At 53.1% G+C, this 16,556-nt stretch carries 12 protein-coding genes; 10 read left to right on the top strand and 2 right to left on the bottom strand.

The genetic code is table 11. The features are described from left to right. Nucleotides 1-153 precede the first annotated feature (153 nt). The 8 genes from AB1I67_RS19520 to AB1I67_RS19485 all read left to right on the top strand — a co-directional run bounded on the left by AB1I67_RS19520 (nt 154) and on the right by AB1I67_RS19485 (nt 9,030). A complete protein-coding gene (locus tag AB1I67_RS19520; RefSeq protein ID WP_367031804.1) occupies nt 154-1,512 on the top strand; it encodes an ABC transporter substrate-binding protein in 1,359 nt (452 codons plus the stop codon). 197 nt (nt 1,513-1,709) lie between these two features. Beyond that, nucleotides 1,710-2,603, top strand: a complete 894-nt coding sequence (locus AB1I67_RS19515; protein WP_367031802.1) for an EamA family transporter — start codon at nt 1,710-1,712, stop codon at nt 2,601-2,603. Nucleotides 2,604-2,751: 148 nt separating this feature from the next. Next, the gene (locus tag AB1I67_RS19510; protein WP_367031801.1) at nt 2,752-4,125 is read left to right on the top strand and encodes an NCS2 family permease; all 1,374 of its coding nucleotides are present in this window, start codon (nt 2,752-2,754) and stop codon (nt 4,123-4,125) included. Nucleotides 4,126-4,283: 158 nt separating this feature from the next. Next, complete coding sequence (locus tag AB1I67_RS19505; protein ID WP_367031799.1) at nt 4,284-5,333, top strand: TRAP transporter substrate-binding protein; 1,050 nt, start codon at nt 4,284-4,286, stop codon at nt 5,331-5,333. After that, nucleotides 5,330-5,836, top strand: a complete 507-nt coding sequence (locus tag AB1I67_RS19500; RefSeq protein WP_367031798.1) for a TRAP transporter small permease — start codon at nt 5,330-5,332, stop codon at nt 5,834-5,836. The genes AB1I67_RS19505 and AB1I67_RS19500 overlap by 4 nt, the downstream gene beginning before the upstream one ends. A 4-nt stretch (nt 5,837-5,840) precedes the next feature. Continuing rightward, nucleotides 5,841-7,151: a TRAP transporter large permease gene (locus AB1I67_RS19495; RefSeq protein WP_367031797.1), complete on the top strand. Its 1,311-nt coding sequence runs from the start codon at nt 5,841-5,843 to the stop codon at nt 7,149-7,151. A gap of 174 nt (nt 7,152-7,325) precedes the next feature. Further along, the gene (locus AB1I67_RS19490; protein WP_367031796.1) at nt 7,326-7,646 is read left to right on the top strand and encodes a helix-turn-helix transcriptional regulator; all 321 of its coding nucleotides are present in this window, start codon (nt 7,326-7,328) and stop codon (nt 7,644-7,646) included. A gap of 4 nt (nt 7,647-7,650) precedes the next feature. Further along, nucleotides 7,651-9,030: a DUF2812 domain-containing protein gene (locus AB1I67_RS19485; RefSeq protein WP_367031795.1), complete on the top strand. Its 1,380-nt coding sequence runs from the start codon at nt 7,651-7,653 to the stop codon at nt 9,028-9,030. A gap of 79 nt (nt 9,031-9,109) precedes the next feature. Here AB1I67_RS19485 and AB1I67_RS19480 read toward each other — a convergent pair whose 3' ends face one another. Further along, the gene (locus tag AB1I67_RS19480; RefSeq protein ID WP_367032669.1) at nt 9,110-10,132 is read right to left on the bottom strand and encodes an aminotransferase class I/II-fold pyridoxal phosphate-dependent enzyme; all 1,023 of its coding nucleotides are present in this window, start codon (nt 10,130-10,132) and stop codon (nt 9,110-9,112) included. 242 nt (nt 10,133-10,374) lie between these two features. Here AB1I67_RS19480 and AB1I67_RS19475 point away from each other — a divergent pair, with 242 nt between their 5' ends. Beyond that, complete coding sequence (locus AB1I67_RS19475; protein WP_367031794.1) at nt 10,375-10,926, top strand: phosphatase PAP2 family protein; 552 nt, start codon at nt 10,375-10,377, stop codon at nt 10,924-10,926. Here AB1I67_RS19475 and AB1I67_RS19470 read toward each other — a convergent pair. Continuing rightward, entirely contained in the window at nt 10,868-11,968 is a 1,101-nt protein-coding gene (locus AB1I67_RS19470; protein WP_367031793.1) for a transglutaminase domain-containing protein, read from the bottom strand. The two genes, AB1I67_RS19475 and AB1I67_RS19470, sit on opposite strands and share 59 nt — an antisense overlap. 159 nt (nt 11,969-12,127) lie before the next feature. Here AB1I67_RS19470 and AB1I67_RS19465 point away from each other — a divergent pair, with 159 nt between their 5' ends. Next, nucleotides 12,128-16,480, top strand: a complete 4,353-nt coding sequence (locus AB1I67_RS19465; protein ID WP_367031792.1) for a PAS domain-containing protein — start codon at nt 12,128-12,130, stop codon at nt 16,478-16,480. The last annotated feature ends 76 nt before the right edge of the window (nt 16,481-16,556 follow it).

Raw genomic sequence — 16,556 nt, 5'->3', positions numbered from 1 at the left:
AACTGCCAGGAACATGACAGCCTGCTGCGTTTGCGGCAGGCTGATTTCCGGGTATTTGGACTGGTATGATGGGAAAGCGTGTAAAAGGGTGGATTTTCAATATGGTTTTTTGTATACTGCTTAAGTAGGAAGTGAAAAACAGGGGAGATAAAGATGAAGAACCCTATCAATTGGAACAGAATGGCGGCATTGATCCTTGCCTGTATCATGTCTGCATGTTTCACGGCGGGCTGTGCGGCAGGGAAAGTAAGCATCCCCGGATCGGAAACGAAAACGGAATCGGCCCGTGCTGACCGCGGGACAAAATATGCCGAACAGCCAGAGGAAAGACAGGAGTTGACCGGTGAACCGATCCGAATCGGCGCGATCTATGCGTTGAGCGGCAATAATGCAGCCATCGGGACGAATATTTTGCGTGGAATTGATTTTGCAGCGGAGGATATCAACGCTTCGGGCGGTGTGGATGGACGTCCCATTGAGATTGTCCGGGGGGATACGCAGGGGGACGAGAATGTGGCCCGGTCCGTAGCGGAGCGTCTGATCATACAGGAGAAGGTACACGCCATCGTGGGCTGCCATCAGAGTACCCTGACGGAGATCGTTTCCCAGGTGTGTGAGGAATATAAGATTCCCATGATCACGGCGATCTCTACGGTAGACAGCATTTCCACCCACCACAATGAGTATTTTTTCCGCCTGTGTCCCATGAACTCCCTGTATCTGGAAAATATGTTCATGTACATGCGGGAGCAGGCGGAGCAGACCGGAAAAGAAGTAAAGACCATTGCGGTGTTTGCGGATAACAGCATGATCGGGCAGGAGGCGATCCGGTGTGCAAGGCTGTATGCCCCACAGTATGGGATGGAGATCGTAAAAGAGATCCAGTACAGACAGGGGGCGGCGGATCTGACAGATGAGATCCTGGAACTGAAAAAGGCAGGAGCGGATGCGGTTTTGGCAGAGAGCTATGTCTCCGACGCCAGCCTGCTCATGAGGACCATGCATGAACAGGACTACCACCCGCCGATCCTCATCGCCAAGGCAAACGGATTTGCAGACCCCAGTTTTATCCCTGCCACCAGGGGCATGGCAGGCGGCGTCACTTCTGTGGTGGAATGGAATCCGGATATGACAAAAGGACAGGAGATAAACAGGCGGTTTAAGGAGATATTTGGCGTAGATATGAACGGTCATTCAGCAGAATCCTATACTGCCGTCTGGACCTTCAAGACAGCATTTGAAGAGGCCGGGACGGATGACGGCGAGGCGGTGAAGGATGTGCTGTCAGGTCTTGATATCCAGGGGAACTTCCCTGACGGCCCGGAGATCATCCTGCCGTATGACAGGATCAAATTCGAGGACCATGAATTTGACGGGGTACGGCACTACAACAACAATATCTATGCTTCCGTGGCCATCGCCCAGATCCAGGACGGCGAGTATAAGACTGTGTGGCCGTTTGAATATTCTAATCAGAAGATTGTCTATCCGGCAGGATATGGGAACCGGTGAGGAAATGGGAGCCGCAGATCAGGAAAATTCAAATGGTGATTGACATTTTTATACAGGACATGTTAGTATTTAAGTACTGTAGGCGGAGCGTTGTCCACACGGAAGTGTGTATCAGATGGAAAAGAGCAGGAGAGTGAGAACATCGCTCTCTTGTTTTATTTTGCAGAAGAAATCATATACTCAGGAGTCATAAAATTATGGAAAACAGTGTGAGAAATTCAAAATGGATGCTCGTAGGATCCATGCTTATGTTTGGAACGATTGGCATATTCAGGAGGCAGATCCCTCTGTCCTCCAGCGTGATCGCGCTTGCCCGGGCGGTCCTGGGGACGTTGTTTTTGCTGTTTTTAATGGCTGTAAAAGGTTCGCGGCCTTCGGTGAAAGCTGTGACGGCGAATCTTCCCGCGCTCCTGGTTTCGGGGGTACTGATCGGATTCAACTGGATCCTGCTGTTTGAGGCATACCAGTATACCTCGGTGGCGGTGGCTACCCTGTGTTACTATACGGCGCCGGTCCTGGTCATTTTAGTCTCACCCGTTTTTTTGAAAGAGAAGCTTACTGGAAAAAAGCTGGTCTGCGTGGCGGCTGCGCTGGCAGGTATGGTGCTGGTCTCCGGAGTGGCTGGGTCAGACGTCACAGAGGGAGTGGGGAGTTCGGAGTGGAAGGGGATCCTTCTTGGACTGGGGGCGGCGGCCCTGTATGCGGCGATCATGATCCTGAACAAAAAGATCAGGGATATTCCTGCCATTGACAAGACCGTGGTGCAGCTTGCCGCTGCCGGTGTGGTACTGCTTCCTTACACCTGGTTCACGGAAGACATCTCTGCCATTCGCCTGACGCCGGTGGTGGGGCTTTTGCTGGTCATCGTGGGGGTGGTGCACACCGGGATCGGGTATGCGATGTACTTTGGCTCCATGAAGGCGCTGCGAGCGCAGACGGTGGCTCTGTTCAGCTACATTGACCCGGTTACGGCGATCCTTTTGTCCGCCCTGTTTTTAAATGAGCGCATGGGAACTGCACAGATGGCCGGGGCGGTTCTTATCCTGTGTGCGGCGGTAGCGGGGGACATGCCGGAGAAGGTGAGAAGATAGGGTAATAGTTCCCGCTGCCTGGAACTGTCACAAGATATCTGCAAAATGATAAATAAAAGGAATATTGTATGGAAAAATCATAAGAAAGATGATAGAATGAAATCGATTTTACTTTTAAGTTTTTACTTTTAGGAAAAGAGGGAAAGATATGAGCTTGGAAAAGATTTTTCACTTGAAACAGAACCACACGGATGTCAAGACGGAGGTCATGGCCGGTATCACAACATTTATGACCATGGCATACATCCTGGCGGTCAATCCCGATATTCTGGGGAAAACAGGTATGGACAGCGGCGCAGTGTTCACAGCGACGGCGCTGGCATCCCTGATCGCGACGCTGATGATGGCGGTGTTTTCCAATTATCCGTTCGTCCTCGCGCCCGGTATGGGCCTGAACGCTTACTTTGCCTACACGGTGGTCCTGCAGATGGGATACACCTGGCAGATGGCGCTGGCAGCGGTATTTGTGGAAGGCATCATTTTTATCGTTCTGTCCCTGACCAATGTCCGGGAAGCCATCTTTAATGCGATCCCTGTGAATTTAAAATATGCGGTCTCTGCGGGTATCGGCCTGTTTATCGCATTTATCGGCCTGCAGAACGCCAAGATCGTGGTGGACAGCGCAACCCTGGTTTCCGTATATTCCTTTAAAACCTCTGTTGCCAACGGGATGTTCCACAGCGAGGGGATCACGGTAGTGCTGGCGCTTGTGGGGATCCTGGTCACGGGCATCCTGCTGGTAAAGGGCGTGCGGGGGAATATCCTTTGGGGTATCCTGATCACCTGGGCGCTGGGGATCATCTGCCAGGTCACCGGACTGTACCAGATCAATCCGGAAGCCGGATTTTACAGCCTGCTGCCGGATTTCTCCAAAGGGATCTCCGTTCCGAGCCTGATGCCGACCTTTATGAAGATGGATTTTACCTTCCTACTGACCATGGATTTCCTGGTAGTGATGTTTGCATTCCTGTTTGTGGATATGTTTGATACTCTTGGGACGCTGATCGGTGTTGCATCCAAGGCGGACATGCTGGATAAGGACGGCAAGCTTCCCCGCATCCGCGGCGCGCTTATGGCAGACGCAGTCGGAACCTCTGTGGGCGCTGTCCTGGGTACTTCCACGACGACCACATTCGTGGAGAGCGCATCCGGTGTTGCGGAAGGCGGGAGGACCGGCCTGACCTCTGTTGTGGCGGCGATTCTGTTTGGACTGTCTTTGTTCCTGTCACCGATCTTCCTGGCGATCCCGTCCTTTGCAACGGCGCCCGCATTGATCGTGGTTGGATTTTTGATGATGACTTCGGTTACGAAGATTGATTTTTCCGATTATACGGAGGCAATTCCCGCTTACATTGCGATCATTGCCATGCCGTTTATGTACAGCATTTCAGAAGGCATTGCCATGGGGATCATCTCCTATGTGGTGATGAACTTAATTGCCGGGAAAGCACAGGAGAAGAAGATGAGCCTGCTGCTCTATGTGCTGGCAGGGGTGTTTATCCTGAAGTATATCCTGATCTAGTTTAAACTAAAAAGCCTGGAACATGGGGAAATCGTACAGTCTGCGGATTGTACGGTTTCCCTGTTTTTGTTCTACTCAGAAACAGGCTTTCTTTTGTTTGTTCATAAAAAATGTATCTCCGTGGCATACTAAACAGGAAAATGTAAAGGAGGAGAGACATGGAGATTCAGAGAATATTTAAGGGTCCGGGAATAAAACGGCAGATTGCATTTCTGTGTGCGGCATGTCTGGCGGCGTCTGCCATGACAGGCTGCAGTACTGCGGTGACCGGAAAACGGATCGTGCGGATCGCCCACGGACAGTCGGAGGAGCATCCGGAACATATCGGGCTGCTGGCATTCAAGGAATATGTGGAGGAACGGCTGGGAGACAGATACGAGATCCAGATATATCCCAACGAGCTGTTAGGCTCTGCCCAGAAGGCGATCGAGCTGACCCAGACGGGAGCCATCGATTTTGTGGTGGCGGGGACGGCGAACCTGGAGACGTTTGATAAAACCTACGAGATATTCAGTATGCCTTATCTGTTCCGTTCTGAGCAAATATACCAGGATTTTATGAATGACAGGAAGTACATGGAGAAGGTCTATGAGTCTACGGATGAGTCGGGTCTGCGGGTGCTGACCTGGTACGATGCGGGGACACGGAATTTTTACGCTAAAAAACCGATCCGCTCCCCGGAGGATTTAAAGGGAATGAAGATCCGCGTGCAGCAGAGTCCGGCAAGCGTGGCCATGGTCAGGGCATTTGGCGCGGCGGCTTCTCCCATGGGGTTTGGCGAGGTGTATACTGCGATCCAGCAGGGGGTCATCGATGGGGCGGAGAACAATGAGCTGGCGCTGACCAACAACAAACACGGCGAGGTGGCAAAATATTTCAGCTATGACATGCACCAGATGGTTCCGGATATGCTGATCGGAAACTTAAAATTCCTGCAGGGATTGAGTGAGGAGGAGCTGCAGATATTTAAGGATGCGGCGGTGCTTTCTACGGAGGTGGAACTTACAGAATGGGAAAAGTCTGTGGAAGCGGCAAAGAAGACGGCATCGGAGGATATGGGCGTGACGTTTATTGACGTGGATGTGGAGAGCTTTCAGAAGAAGGTAAAGGCCCTCCAGAATGAAATGATCAGGGAGAATCCAAAAATCCTCCTGATCTATGAGCAGGCACAGAGAGCAAATGAACAGGGAACGGAGGTGGAGCAATGAATGTACTTCATAAGGTCCGGGACGGTCTGATGCGCATACTTGGAGCAGCAGCCATTTTCCTCTTTGCAGTTATGACTGTGGTGGGCACCTGGCAGATCGTTTCCAGGTATGTGTTCAACAGCCCCAGCACCGTGTCGGAGGAGCTTCTGACCTATTCCTTTGCCTGGATGGCGCTTTTGTCCTCCGCTTATGTATTTGGCAGGCGGGAGCATATGAGGATGGCATTTTTAGCGAATAAGTTTCATGGAGGCGCGCGGAAGTTCCTGGAGCTTTTGGGCGAGGTGTTTTCCTTTGCATTTGCCGCGGTGGTAATGGCATATGGCGGTGTGGAGATCACGAAGCTGACCATGACCCAGGTGACCGCATCTCTGCAGATACCCATGGGTTATGTATATGTGGTCCTGCCGGTAACGGGCTTTCTTATTATGTTTTTCAGTCTGGTGAATGCCATGGATACGCTGGCGGCAAATTTTACGGATGATTTTTCAGAAAAGGAGGCGTAAGCGTATGGATATTGCATTATTGTCGGGCCTGATCATCTTTGCAGTGCTTCTTGTCATGCTGCTGGCGGGAGTTCCGATCGCCATATCATTGGGGGTATCTTCGATCCTGGCTATCCTGCCGATCCTGGACCGGGGGGCAGCGGTGGTCACAGGCGCACAGCGGATCTTCTCCGGGATCTCTGTGTTCAGCCTGCTGGCAATCCCGTTTTTTATCCTGGCGGGAAATATCATGAACCGGGGCGGCATCGCAGTCCGTCTGATCAATCTGGCAAAACTGGCGACCGGGCGGATCCCGGGGGCGCTGGCCCATACCAATGCGGTGGCCAATATGTTGTTTGGCTCCATTTCCGGGTCCGGCACGGCTGCGGCGTCTGCCATGGGGTCCATCATCGGGCCGATCGAGGAGGAGGAGGGCTACGACCGGGAGTTCTCGGCTGCGGCAAATATTGCGACCGCACCCACAGGCCTTTTGATCCCGCCCAGCAATGTGATGATCACATACTCCCTGGTCAGCGGAGGGACCTCAGTGGCGGCTCTTTTCATGGCGGGTTATGTGCCGGGCATCCTCTGGGGACTTGCCTGTATGGCAGTCATTTTTTTCTTTGCGAAAAAGAAAGGCTATTTGAGTACACGCGCCTTTGAGCGGTCAGAGCGGTGGAAGGTGGTGCTGGATGCGGTGCCGAGCCTGTTTTTGATCGTGGTGGTCATCGGAGGGATCATTGGGGGGATCTTCACCGCCACAGAAGGATCTGTGGTCGCAGTGGTGTATACGCTGATCCTGTCGCTGTTTTTCTATAAGACGATCCGTTTTAAAGAACTGCCGGGGATCTTTCTGGACAGCGCGGAAATGACCGGGATCATTATATTCCTGATCGGGGTTTCCAGCATCATGTCCTGGGTCATGGCATTTACCGGAATTCCCGGCCTGGTGGCGAATACGCTGCTCGGCATCAGCGACAGCCGGATCGTGATCTTTCTGATCATCAATGTGATCCTGTTGGTGGTGGGGACCTTTATGGACATGACCCCGGCAACGCTGATCTTTACGCCGATCTTTCTGCCGGTCTGCCAGAAGCTTGGGATGCACATGGTGCATTTCGGTATTATGATGATCTTTAACCTGTGTATCGGCACGATCACGCCGCCTGTAGGCACTACGCTGTTTGTGGGCGTGAAGGTGGGAAAGACCAGCATCGAGAAAGTGGTCGGGCCGCTTCTTTGGTATTTTGCAGCGATCTTTGCGGTGCTGATGTTTGTGACCTACGTGCCGGGGCTGTCCCTGTGGCTGCCGGGGCTGCTGGGATATATCAAGTAACAGAGGCCGCATCGGAAAAACGGTCAGAAAAATGTAAGGGAACTGTAATGGTTCCCTTCTTGTATTTCCCGGGCCTTTTCCGTATACTTAAATTAGAAATATCGAATATTGATATTTGGGTGGAAGAGGCATGGGGGCAGTGGCTGCCGCAATCAGGAAAAGGAGTTGTTGACGATGGCGAGAGAACCGTATCAGAGCCTGACAGAGCAGATGTACTATATCCTGCTGGCTCTTTTGGAGCCCCGTTGCGGCGTGGATACCTCTCAGAAGGTGTCGGAGATATCCGGCGGACGGCTGGAGATCGGACCGGGTACCCTTTATACACTGCTGGCGAAGTTTGAGTCAGAGGGCATGATACGGGAGACTGCCCGGGAAAAGAGGAAACGGTACTATCAGGTGACGCCCCGCGGCAGGGAGATGCTTAAGGAGGAGTTCCGGCGGCTGAACCGGCTGGTGGAGGAAGGCAGCAGATATCTGAAAGAGACAGGAGGGTGATGACATGAAGGTGAGGAGAACGATCCGTCTCATGCTGTTCCGTGAGTATGAGACAGCGGCATTTGCAGAATATTTGGAAGAGATGGCCGGGAAGGGCTGGTACTTAAAGAAGATTTACAGTAACAGCGTTCTCTGTTTTGAGCGCGGGGAGCCGCGCCGTCTTACCTTTTCCGTGGCGGTCCTGCCGGACAGCTCCGGTTTCGACAGCCCGTACCGGGAGGAGGCGGTCCAGTTCCGGGAGTTCTGCCAGGAGGCAGGGTGGAAGCTTCAGTACGGGGGAACGCTGTGGCAGGTGTTTTACAGTGAGAAAGTGAACCCCCTGCCCCTGGAGACAGACCCGTTTTTGCAGCTCACAACACAGGAGGGGAATTCCCTCTCCCTGGGCAAATGGGCGGCGGTCCTGGCTTTGTCGGGCCTGTTTTTACTTTCGGAGCTTTCCGCTTTGAAAGATCCGGGAAGATACCTTGCGTCGCCTCTGACACTGCGCAGCATGATCGTGCATCTTGTGCTGGCGGTGATATTTCCGGCGGGAATGCTGTACATATGGTTCTGGTATAAGAGGGCGAGGCGCTGCCTGGAGCAGGGGCGGCCTGTGCCTGTGCCGACCCTGCAGAGAGTGAAGCTTCGGAACGGCCTTTGGTCGCTGGCGGCGATTGTCCTGATCATATCGATATTCTGGAGTTCCGGGATATCTGCTTTGACGGCAGTGATCTTTCTGGGGGCATCGATCCTTGCAGTCCTGATCGCAGTTGCGGTCCTCACCTGGGTCCAGGAGCATGGTTCAGGGGACAGGAGAGAGGCTGCCACTGGATATGCTGTGGGATCTTTTATCATTATTTTTCTGATGTTCACACTGGTAACGGGGGTGATGGAGCGTTTCCTGCCAGACGGAGGCGGGGGAGAACCGGAAGCTTATGTGAGAAAGGAACCGTTTCCGGTGACCTTTGAGGAGCTTGGCTATGAGGTGACAGAAGAATGGCACAGGGAGAGCGAGGAGACCTTTCTTGCTTTTTATCAGACGGAAACTGGAGTGCGCCAGGATGAAGATGGGCAGGAGAGCCATCTGACCATGACCTATTATAAAAGCCCTGTCCCGGCCATCATAGCAGGGTCAAAGCGCAGGTACCCGATCGACCGCGGCAATGTCTGGGAAGTCACGAAGTCAAAACATGTGGGGGAAGATGGGGTGACCGTGGAACATTACCGATATCAGGTAGAGAGCGGTTATATGATGTATATGGAGGAATGGGACAGCAATGAACGGGATCTCTTTGTGATCTCGGACCGCAAAAGGATCCTGTCCCTGGAATACAGTACGAAGGTAGAGGAAGCTGCAGTGGAGGCAGCGATCACACGTTTTCGCGGGTCAGGAGATGAACAGTAAGGGGCAGGGAAAACAGATCCGGTATGCCGCTTATCAAGAAAAGAGCGGCACACCGCCTGTCAGGTTTTGATCACTGGTGTTACAGTTTTTTCAGTGCATCCAGAAATGCGTCCACGCCCTCCTGCCTGGTGGCCCAGGAGGTCACGAGACGGATGCAGGTGTGGTCTTCGTCGATAACTGCCTGTTTGGAAAACAGAAAGTCCACTGCCAGCTTTTCCAGCTTATCGTTTGGAAGCACCGGGAACAGCTGGTTTGTGGTGGAATCCCAGTGGAACGGATAGCCGCACTCTGAAAGCCCTCTGCGGAGCTGGTCGGCCATCTCGTTGGCGTGGGAGGCCATATCATAGAACAGATTGTTCTGGAACAGCTCTTCAAACTGGATGCCAAGGAGCCAGCCCTTTGCCAGCATTGCGCCCTTCTGTTTGATCAGATAGCGGAAATCAGGCTTCAAGTCCGGGTGGCTGATGATGAGCGCCTCGCCGAACAGCGCGCCGTTCTTCGTGCCGCCGATGTAGAATAGATCGGTGAGGCGCGCGATATCCGCCAGGGTTAAGTCATTGACCCGGCTGGTCAGCGCCGCGCCCATACGCGCGCCGTCTAAGAACAGGTAGAGTCCCTGCTGCTTACAGAAAGCAGAGAGCGTCTCTAACTCGGCTTTGGAATACTGGGTGCCTACCTCGGTGGAGTTGGAGATATAGACCATTTTGGGCTGTACCATGTGCTCGTCCGTGTGCCAGTCAAGCGCCTTTTTGATATCATCCACAGTCAGCTTGCCGTCCGGTGTGGGCTGTCCGAGGACCTTATGCCCGGTAGCCTCGATCGCTCCGGTCTCATGGACATTGATATGCCCGGTCTCCGCGCAGATCACTGCCTGGTGCGGACGAAGGGCACAGCTGATGCCAAGGAGATTGGTCTGGGTGCCGCCTACGATCATATGGATGTCTGCATCCTCCCGGCGGATCTCTTTCCTGATCAGCTCCTTCGCGCGGTCGCTGTGCACATCCAGGCTGTATCCGTTGTTCTGAACTAAATTGGTTTCCATCATCGCCTGAAGGATGCGCGGATGGGCGCCTTCACTGTAATCATTATTAAAACTGTAAATCATGGAACATTCCCTCCCTGTTGTCGTATCGCAGCCGTGTGGTACCCTCACAGCTGCGTCGTATCTTAAAATCATATAACAGAATCATGGAAAATGCAACGTCCGCCGGGGCGAATTTTTCGAACTGAATTTAACAAACCTGAATTTTCCAAAGGATACTTGTGGAAAAACAGGACAGCATTTATACTATGGTGTAAAGTCCGGCAAGGACGGATGGACAGAGACTGGTAAGGAGAATGCTTATGCTGATAGAATGGATCCAGAATATGGACACAGCCATATTATTATTTATACAGGAACATATGAGGACAGAAGCCTTAAATGGTTTCTGGAGAGCGGTCACTTCCCTGGGAAATGTGGGCTGGTTCTGGATCCTGACGTCGGTTTTGTTGTTTTTATTTAAAAAGACCCGCAGGGTGGGATTGACTGCACTTTGTTCCCTGCTGTTAGGAGTCCTGATCACCAATCTGACCCTGAAAAACCTGGTGGACAGAACCAGGCCCTATGAGACCGTGGCGGCAATCATACCGCTGATCCCCCGGCCGGTGGATTCTTCCTTTCCTTCGGGACACACCTGCGCTTCGTTTGCGGCAGCCTTCATTTACTTTAGAATGCTTCCCCGCTGCTATGGGATCTCTGCGCTGGTACTGGCGGCGATGATCGCCTTCTCGCGCCTTTATCTTGGGGTCCACTACCCGACCGATGTGCTTGTGGGGTTTCTGGTGGCAGTCCTGGTCAGCACGGCGGCGTACCGGACGGTGCAGCATCGGATCGGGGGACAGAACCCGGAATAGCAGATCCCGGCGATTCCTCCGCCTGTCCTGTGCGCTCTCCTTCATTGGCTTCCTGCACGGTACACTCATCAAAAGGCAAATCCTTTACAAAAGAGGCGGAGAGTACCGCCTGAGGCCAGTTTAAACGCACCAGGACATGTTTTTCTTTTTGAATGGCAGCCTGTTTAAGCAGCGCCAGAAGTTCCTCCAGCGACTCCCTGGTCAGATGACCGCCGCGCCAGTGGAACGTGAACATGCGCCCCTTCTTTGCGGCCTGGAGCGCACGTTTTGCCACCTCTTCCTGTTTTGTGAAAGACAGTTTTTTCTCCCGATAGTAGGAGTGCTCCCCGTCAGTGCAGGCGGGGATTTTGTATATGACCGGCTCATGATCCCGGAAAAAACGCCCGTCATCCAGGTTGAAATAGTCATACCGGATCTCATTGTCACAGCCAAGACTGTTGTCGAAGGTTGCATCCAGGTGGTAGTAAGCACCGCCAGTCCGGATCACATTCCACGCATGACGGTATTTGATCTTCTTTTGGGGATTAGCTTCGGAAACGGCGATGATGCACCAGATCCCCAGCCTGTCGCAAAGGACCTTGACTGTCTTTGCGATCCCCTCGCAGACGCCTACTCCCTGCCCCAGCGGGCCGATGATCTCATGAGAGTAGGCTTTTTTCAGTTTGTCATAGCGGACATTGCCGCAGATAAAATCATGGATATACAATTCTTTTTCCTTTTCGTCAAGGTGCAGGGCCGGACGGGCCAGTTTGCTGATTCGTGCCTCCATGATCTTTTGCTGTTCCTGGATTTTACTCTTGTCAAAGAGGTATTCCGGGATCAGCTCCGCGTTTGTGCCGTCAGGAAAGAACCGGTAACGGAATCCACTGGCATAGAAGATCTCGGGGCAATCCAGCCGCAGGCGGAAGAAAATATCGGACAGCTCCCTGCCGTCAGACAGAGGGACCCAAAAAGACGGCTCCAGGTTCTTTAATCCGTTTTTCATGGCCCTGTAGACAGCCTGCTGTGGTTTTGTCATCTGCTCGTAGTAATATGGTTCCATTGGCTCCTCCTTATCTGCCGCCGCTGCATATCAGGTTTGCGGCAGGTTTCAGCCAATTATACCAGAACCGGGATAAAATACAAGATATCCGGTTGTTGAAATGTGCAAAACGTGATAGATTAGACATAGTGAGTTATTTTTAGAAGGAGGGAAACGGAAATGACAGAGCAAAGACCGCTTTCTGCAATCTCAGCCAGCCAGACTGCCGCTGTACTGGATAATGCTCCCGTAGCTGTTTATGTCTGTGCGGCTGACAGCTGGGAGCTGCTTTATGTCAACAGACTGGCGCAGGAGTTGTTCTTCTCTGTGCCCTACAGCCAGGGAATTACCTGTTACGAGGCGGCAGGCTTTGACAGGCCCTGCCTGTTCTGCAGGGCAGACCGGATGAACCGGACGGAGCTGTTTGACCGTGATTTCCGTCATCCCACAAACGGGCGTATTTACCGTCTGAGCGGCAAGCTGATCGACTGGGACGGCAGGGAGGCGCATATCGAGTATATCTCTGATATCACAGAAAACTATGCGGAGGAGGAGAGGACAAAGGCGCTCAGCCGGGAGCTTAAGGAAACCTTTAGCAAGATGCAGGATATCATCAATGCCATCCCGGGCGGCGTTGCGATCTATAAGGTCACGGATATGTTTGAGACCCAGTATTTTTCCGATGGGGTGCCGGAGCTTACCGGATATTCCGTGGAGGAGTACCGGGAACTGGCCAGGCGGGATGCAGTGGGATTGGTCTATTGGGAAGACAGAAAGATGGTGGCTGAGAAGGCGAAAGAGGTGGTCGAAGGCCGTGGTGTTTCCACCTTTGAATTCCGCAAGCAGCACCGGAACGGAGAGATCGTCTGGGTCCGTGCACAGGTAAAATGGCTGGGGGAAGAGGGCGGCTGCCCGCTGCTCCACTGTGTATTCCATAATATAACTGCTTCGAAAGAGGCCCGGCTGGAACTGGATCATCTGGTCAATTCCATTCCGGGAGGGATAGCCAGTTACCGGATAGAGGGCGGTAAGTTCATCCCCACATTTTATTCCGACGGTGTGCTTGCTCTCTCAGGGCATACCCGGGAGGAATTTGCAGAGCTGGTGAAGGCAGATGCGTTGGACGTCATATATGAGGCGGATGTAGACCGTGTAATGACAGCGGCAAGGGCGGCTGTGGAGAGCGGAGACACCCTGGACATCTCCTACAGGATGCGGCATAAGAACGGGAGCCTGATCTGGGTTCATTTGAATGGCAGGCGGATGGGGCCGCTTACGGAAACCATGAGGTTTTATGCGGTATTTACCGGGATGTCCGCGGAAGCCCTGCTCTTTCAGGGGATCGCCAATGAGATGGCGGATGGGATCTATGTGATCGACAAGGAGAATTATGACCTGCTCTATGTGAATGAGGCAAAGGACCTGTTCCAGAATTCCTCAGGCTGTGTGGGCCAGAAATGCTACAAGGCCCTGCATGGAAAAGAGGAACCCTGTGAATTTTGTACGCTGAAGACTCACGAGGCGGACGGCAGGCCCCATGAAATGAACATGAAGGGGACCGGAGAGTTTTACAGTACCAGCTTTAGGGAAACAAACTGGAACGGTATCCCGGCCTATGTGAAATATATTCAGGATGTAACGGAGGAAGTGAAGCTCCGCAGAGAGAAGGAGCGTCTGGAGCAATATTTTGAGACGCTGGTCAAAAATCTGCCCGGCGGCGCCGCCGTGGTGTGCTGCAAACAGGACGGGAGCATGCAGCTGGAATTTTTGTCGGAAGGTTTTATGAAAATGACCGGCATGACGCGGGAGGAAGCCTGGGAGCTTTACAGGCAGGATGTTTTGGCAGGCGTTCATCCGGAGGATACTGCTTTAGTGGAGCGGTATCTTTCGGATTTCCTGGCAGGCGGAAGCAGCCATGGCGAGATCATATACAGGATCAGAAAGGGGCGCGGAGATTATCTGTGGGTCAGAAATACCCTTTCCGTCATACACAGCGCCGATGGGGAGAGCAGGATCTATGCAAATTACCATGACGTCACAAGGGAGCGGGAAGAACAGACGGAGCTGCGCCGCCGGTATAAAGAACTGATCATACAGCACTATAAGACGCCGGGGCCGGATGTTCTGATCCTGGGCCATTGTAATGTCACAAAGAATCTGATCCAGGAGATCAATGACCAGACCGGAGCTCATCTGCTGCAGACCTTTGGCATGAGGCGGGAACAGTTTTTTACTGGCCTTTCAGGTTTTATTGTGGAGGAGAGCGAGAAGAAGGCCTTTTTGGAAACGTATCTGAACGCGCCGACTCTTGCAGCCTTTGAACGGGGAGACACGGAAGTCGTCCAGAACTGCTTTGTTAAGATGTCCAGGGACAGGCGGGGACGTTATGTGCAGTTTAAGATGAACCTGGTAAAGGAGCCGGATACAGGAGATATCACCGGAATACTGACCGTTACGGATATTACAAAAGAGCTGATCGCCGACAGGATCCTGCATCAGCTCACGATCTCCAGCTATGATTTTGTGATCGATGTGGACTTGGATCAGGACAGCTTCCACATCCTGGCGGGGAATACAAATATTGATTTCCTGCCAAAGGGAAACAGTTACTCCGGACAGATGGAGTTCATGATCGAGAATGCGATCTTACCCAAGGACAGGGAGAAATACATAAAAGCCCTTGATCCGGCAGAAGTGCGCCGGAGGCTGGCAGAGACCAGCTCTTATACGTTCTCCTTTTCCGTGGCAGATGAACACGGGAATATCCGCACGAAAAATATGACGGTTTCGGCGGTTGATCTGCGGATTGGACGGGTCTGCCTTGTGAGGACGGATATTACTGAATCTGTGAGAGAACAGCAGGGTCTGCTCAATGTGGTCGCGTATACCTTCGACCTGCTTGCATTTATCAACATAGATACGGGAAGCCTTATGCTGTACACACGCCAGGTCGTATTGGAGAACCTGCCGCCGTTTACAGTGGAAAAGTACGGGGATGTTTCTGTGAAACGTCTGTCGGAGCCGTATGTGCTGGCAGGAGAAGGGGAGGAGACACAAAAGCAGTTCCTTCTGGAAACCATGCTGGAGCGTCTGGAGGAGAAGCCGGCCGGTTATGATTTTGTGGCGCCTTACCAGGCTGCGGACGGACTGCGGTATAAACAGGTCAATGTGCTGTGGGGAGACGAGATGCACAGGACGATCTGTATGGTGAGGGCTGATGTGACGGATATGCTGGCTGCAGAACGCCAGACGAAGGAGGCGCTTAGAGAGGCGCTGAACCGGGCAGAGGAGGCCAGTCAGGCAAAGAGCAGTTTCTTATCCTCCATGAGCCATGATATCCGTACGCCCATGAATGCCATCATAGGGATGACCTCGCTGGCCCAGGCAAAACGCAATGATCCCGAACGGCTGGAGGACTGTCTGCAGAAAATCACCTATTCCTCCAGGCATCTGCTGAACCTGATCAACGATATACTGGACATGAGTAAGATTGAACGGGCCAAGATCACCCTGAACCGGGAGCTGGTCAGTCTCCCGGAACTGGTGGACCAGCTGTCAGCCATGATGGCGCCTCAGGCGGGGGAAGCCGGACTGCAGTTCAGGGGCGGCGTGAAGAACATCAGCCATCCCTGGTTTTATGGGGATGCCCTGCGCGTCAACCAGATCCTGATCAATATCCTGGGCAATGCGGTCAAGTTCACTCCTCCGGGCGGAAACGTAGAATTTTGGGCGGAAGAGCTTTCTCCTGACGGAAAAGAAGGAGTTGTGTGCTACTGTTTCACCATACGCGATACGGGCATTGGGATGTCGGCGGATTTTTTAGAGCACGTCTATGAGCCGTTTACCCGCAGCAGCAAGGCTGCACATGTGGAGGGGACCGGTCTGGGTCTCAGCATAACCAGAGGACTTGTGGATCTGATGGAGGGGGAGATCGCGGTGGAGAGCGCGCCTGGACAGGGGACAACCTTCCGGGTGAGACTGGAATTTGAGGCGGCCTTTGAGGACGACGCCCGGAACCTGTCTGTGGAGATGTCGGAGCAGGTCCGGCTGGCTGCTCAGGCAGCTCAGCCAGGCCGGACAGCCGGGACGGGGGGTTATGATGAAAATGTGATCGAAGGCCGGCACTTTCTTGTGGTGGAGGACAATTCCATCAATTCGGAAATACTCTGCGAGCTGCTGAAGATGCACGGCGCCGATTCGGTTGTGGTGACGGACGGAAAGCAGGCGGTGGAGCTATTCCAGGCAGAAGGGCCGGGGACCTTTGACGCCGTGCTGATGGATATCCAGATGCCGGTGATGAACGGTTACGAGGCATCACGCGCCATCCGAAGCCTCAAACGGAAGGATGCGGCTTCCATCCCGATCATCGCAATGACTGCCAACGCCTTTTCAGAGGACGTCCAGATGGCGTTTGATGCCGGTATGGATGCCCATGTGGCAAAGCCCGTCGATATCCCCAGGCTCCTGGGAACCCTGGGCCGGGTGCTGGGGCGGCAAAGAGGGGGACCAACGCCTTGTGACAACGAATCATGAATAAATACATAAGCGCCGGCAAAAGGGAAAGGCCGGCGCAGAAGAGATAGTCGCAAAAAAAGAACAAATGTTCTGA

This window comes from Clostridium sp. AN503, assembly GCF_040719375.1.
Lineage (GTDB): Bacteria > Bacillota > Clostridia > Lachnospirales > Lachnospiraceae > Brotaphodocola.
The sequence above is the reverse complement of the archived record's forward strand: the minus strand, read 5'-3'. Positions and strand labels throughout refer to the sequence as shown.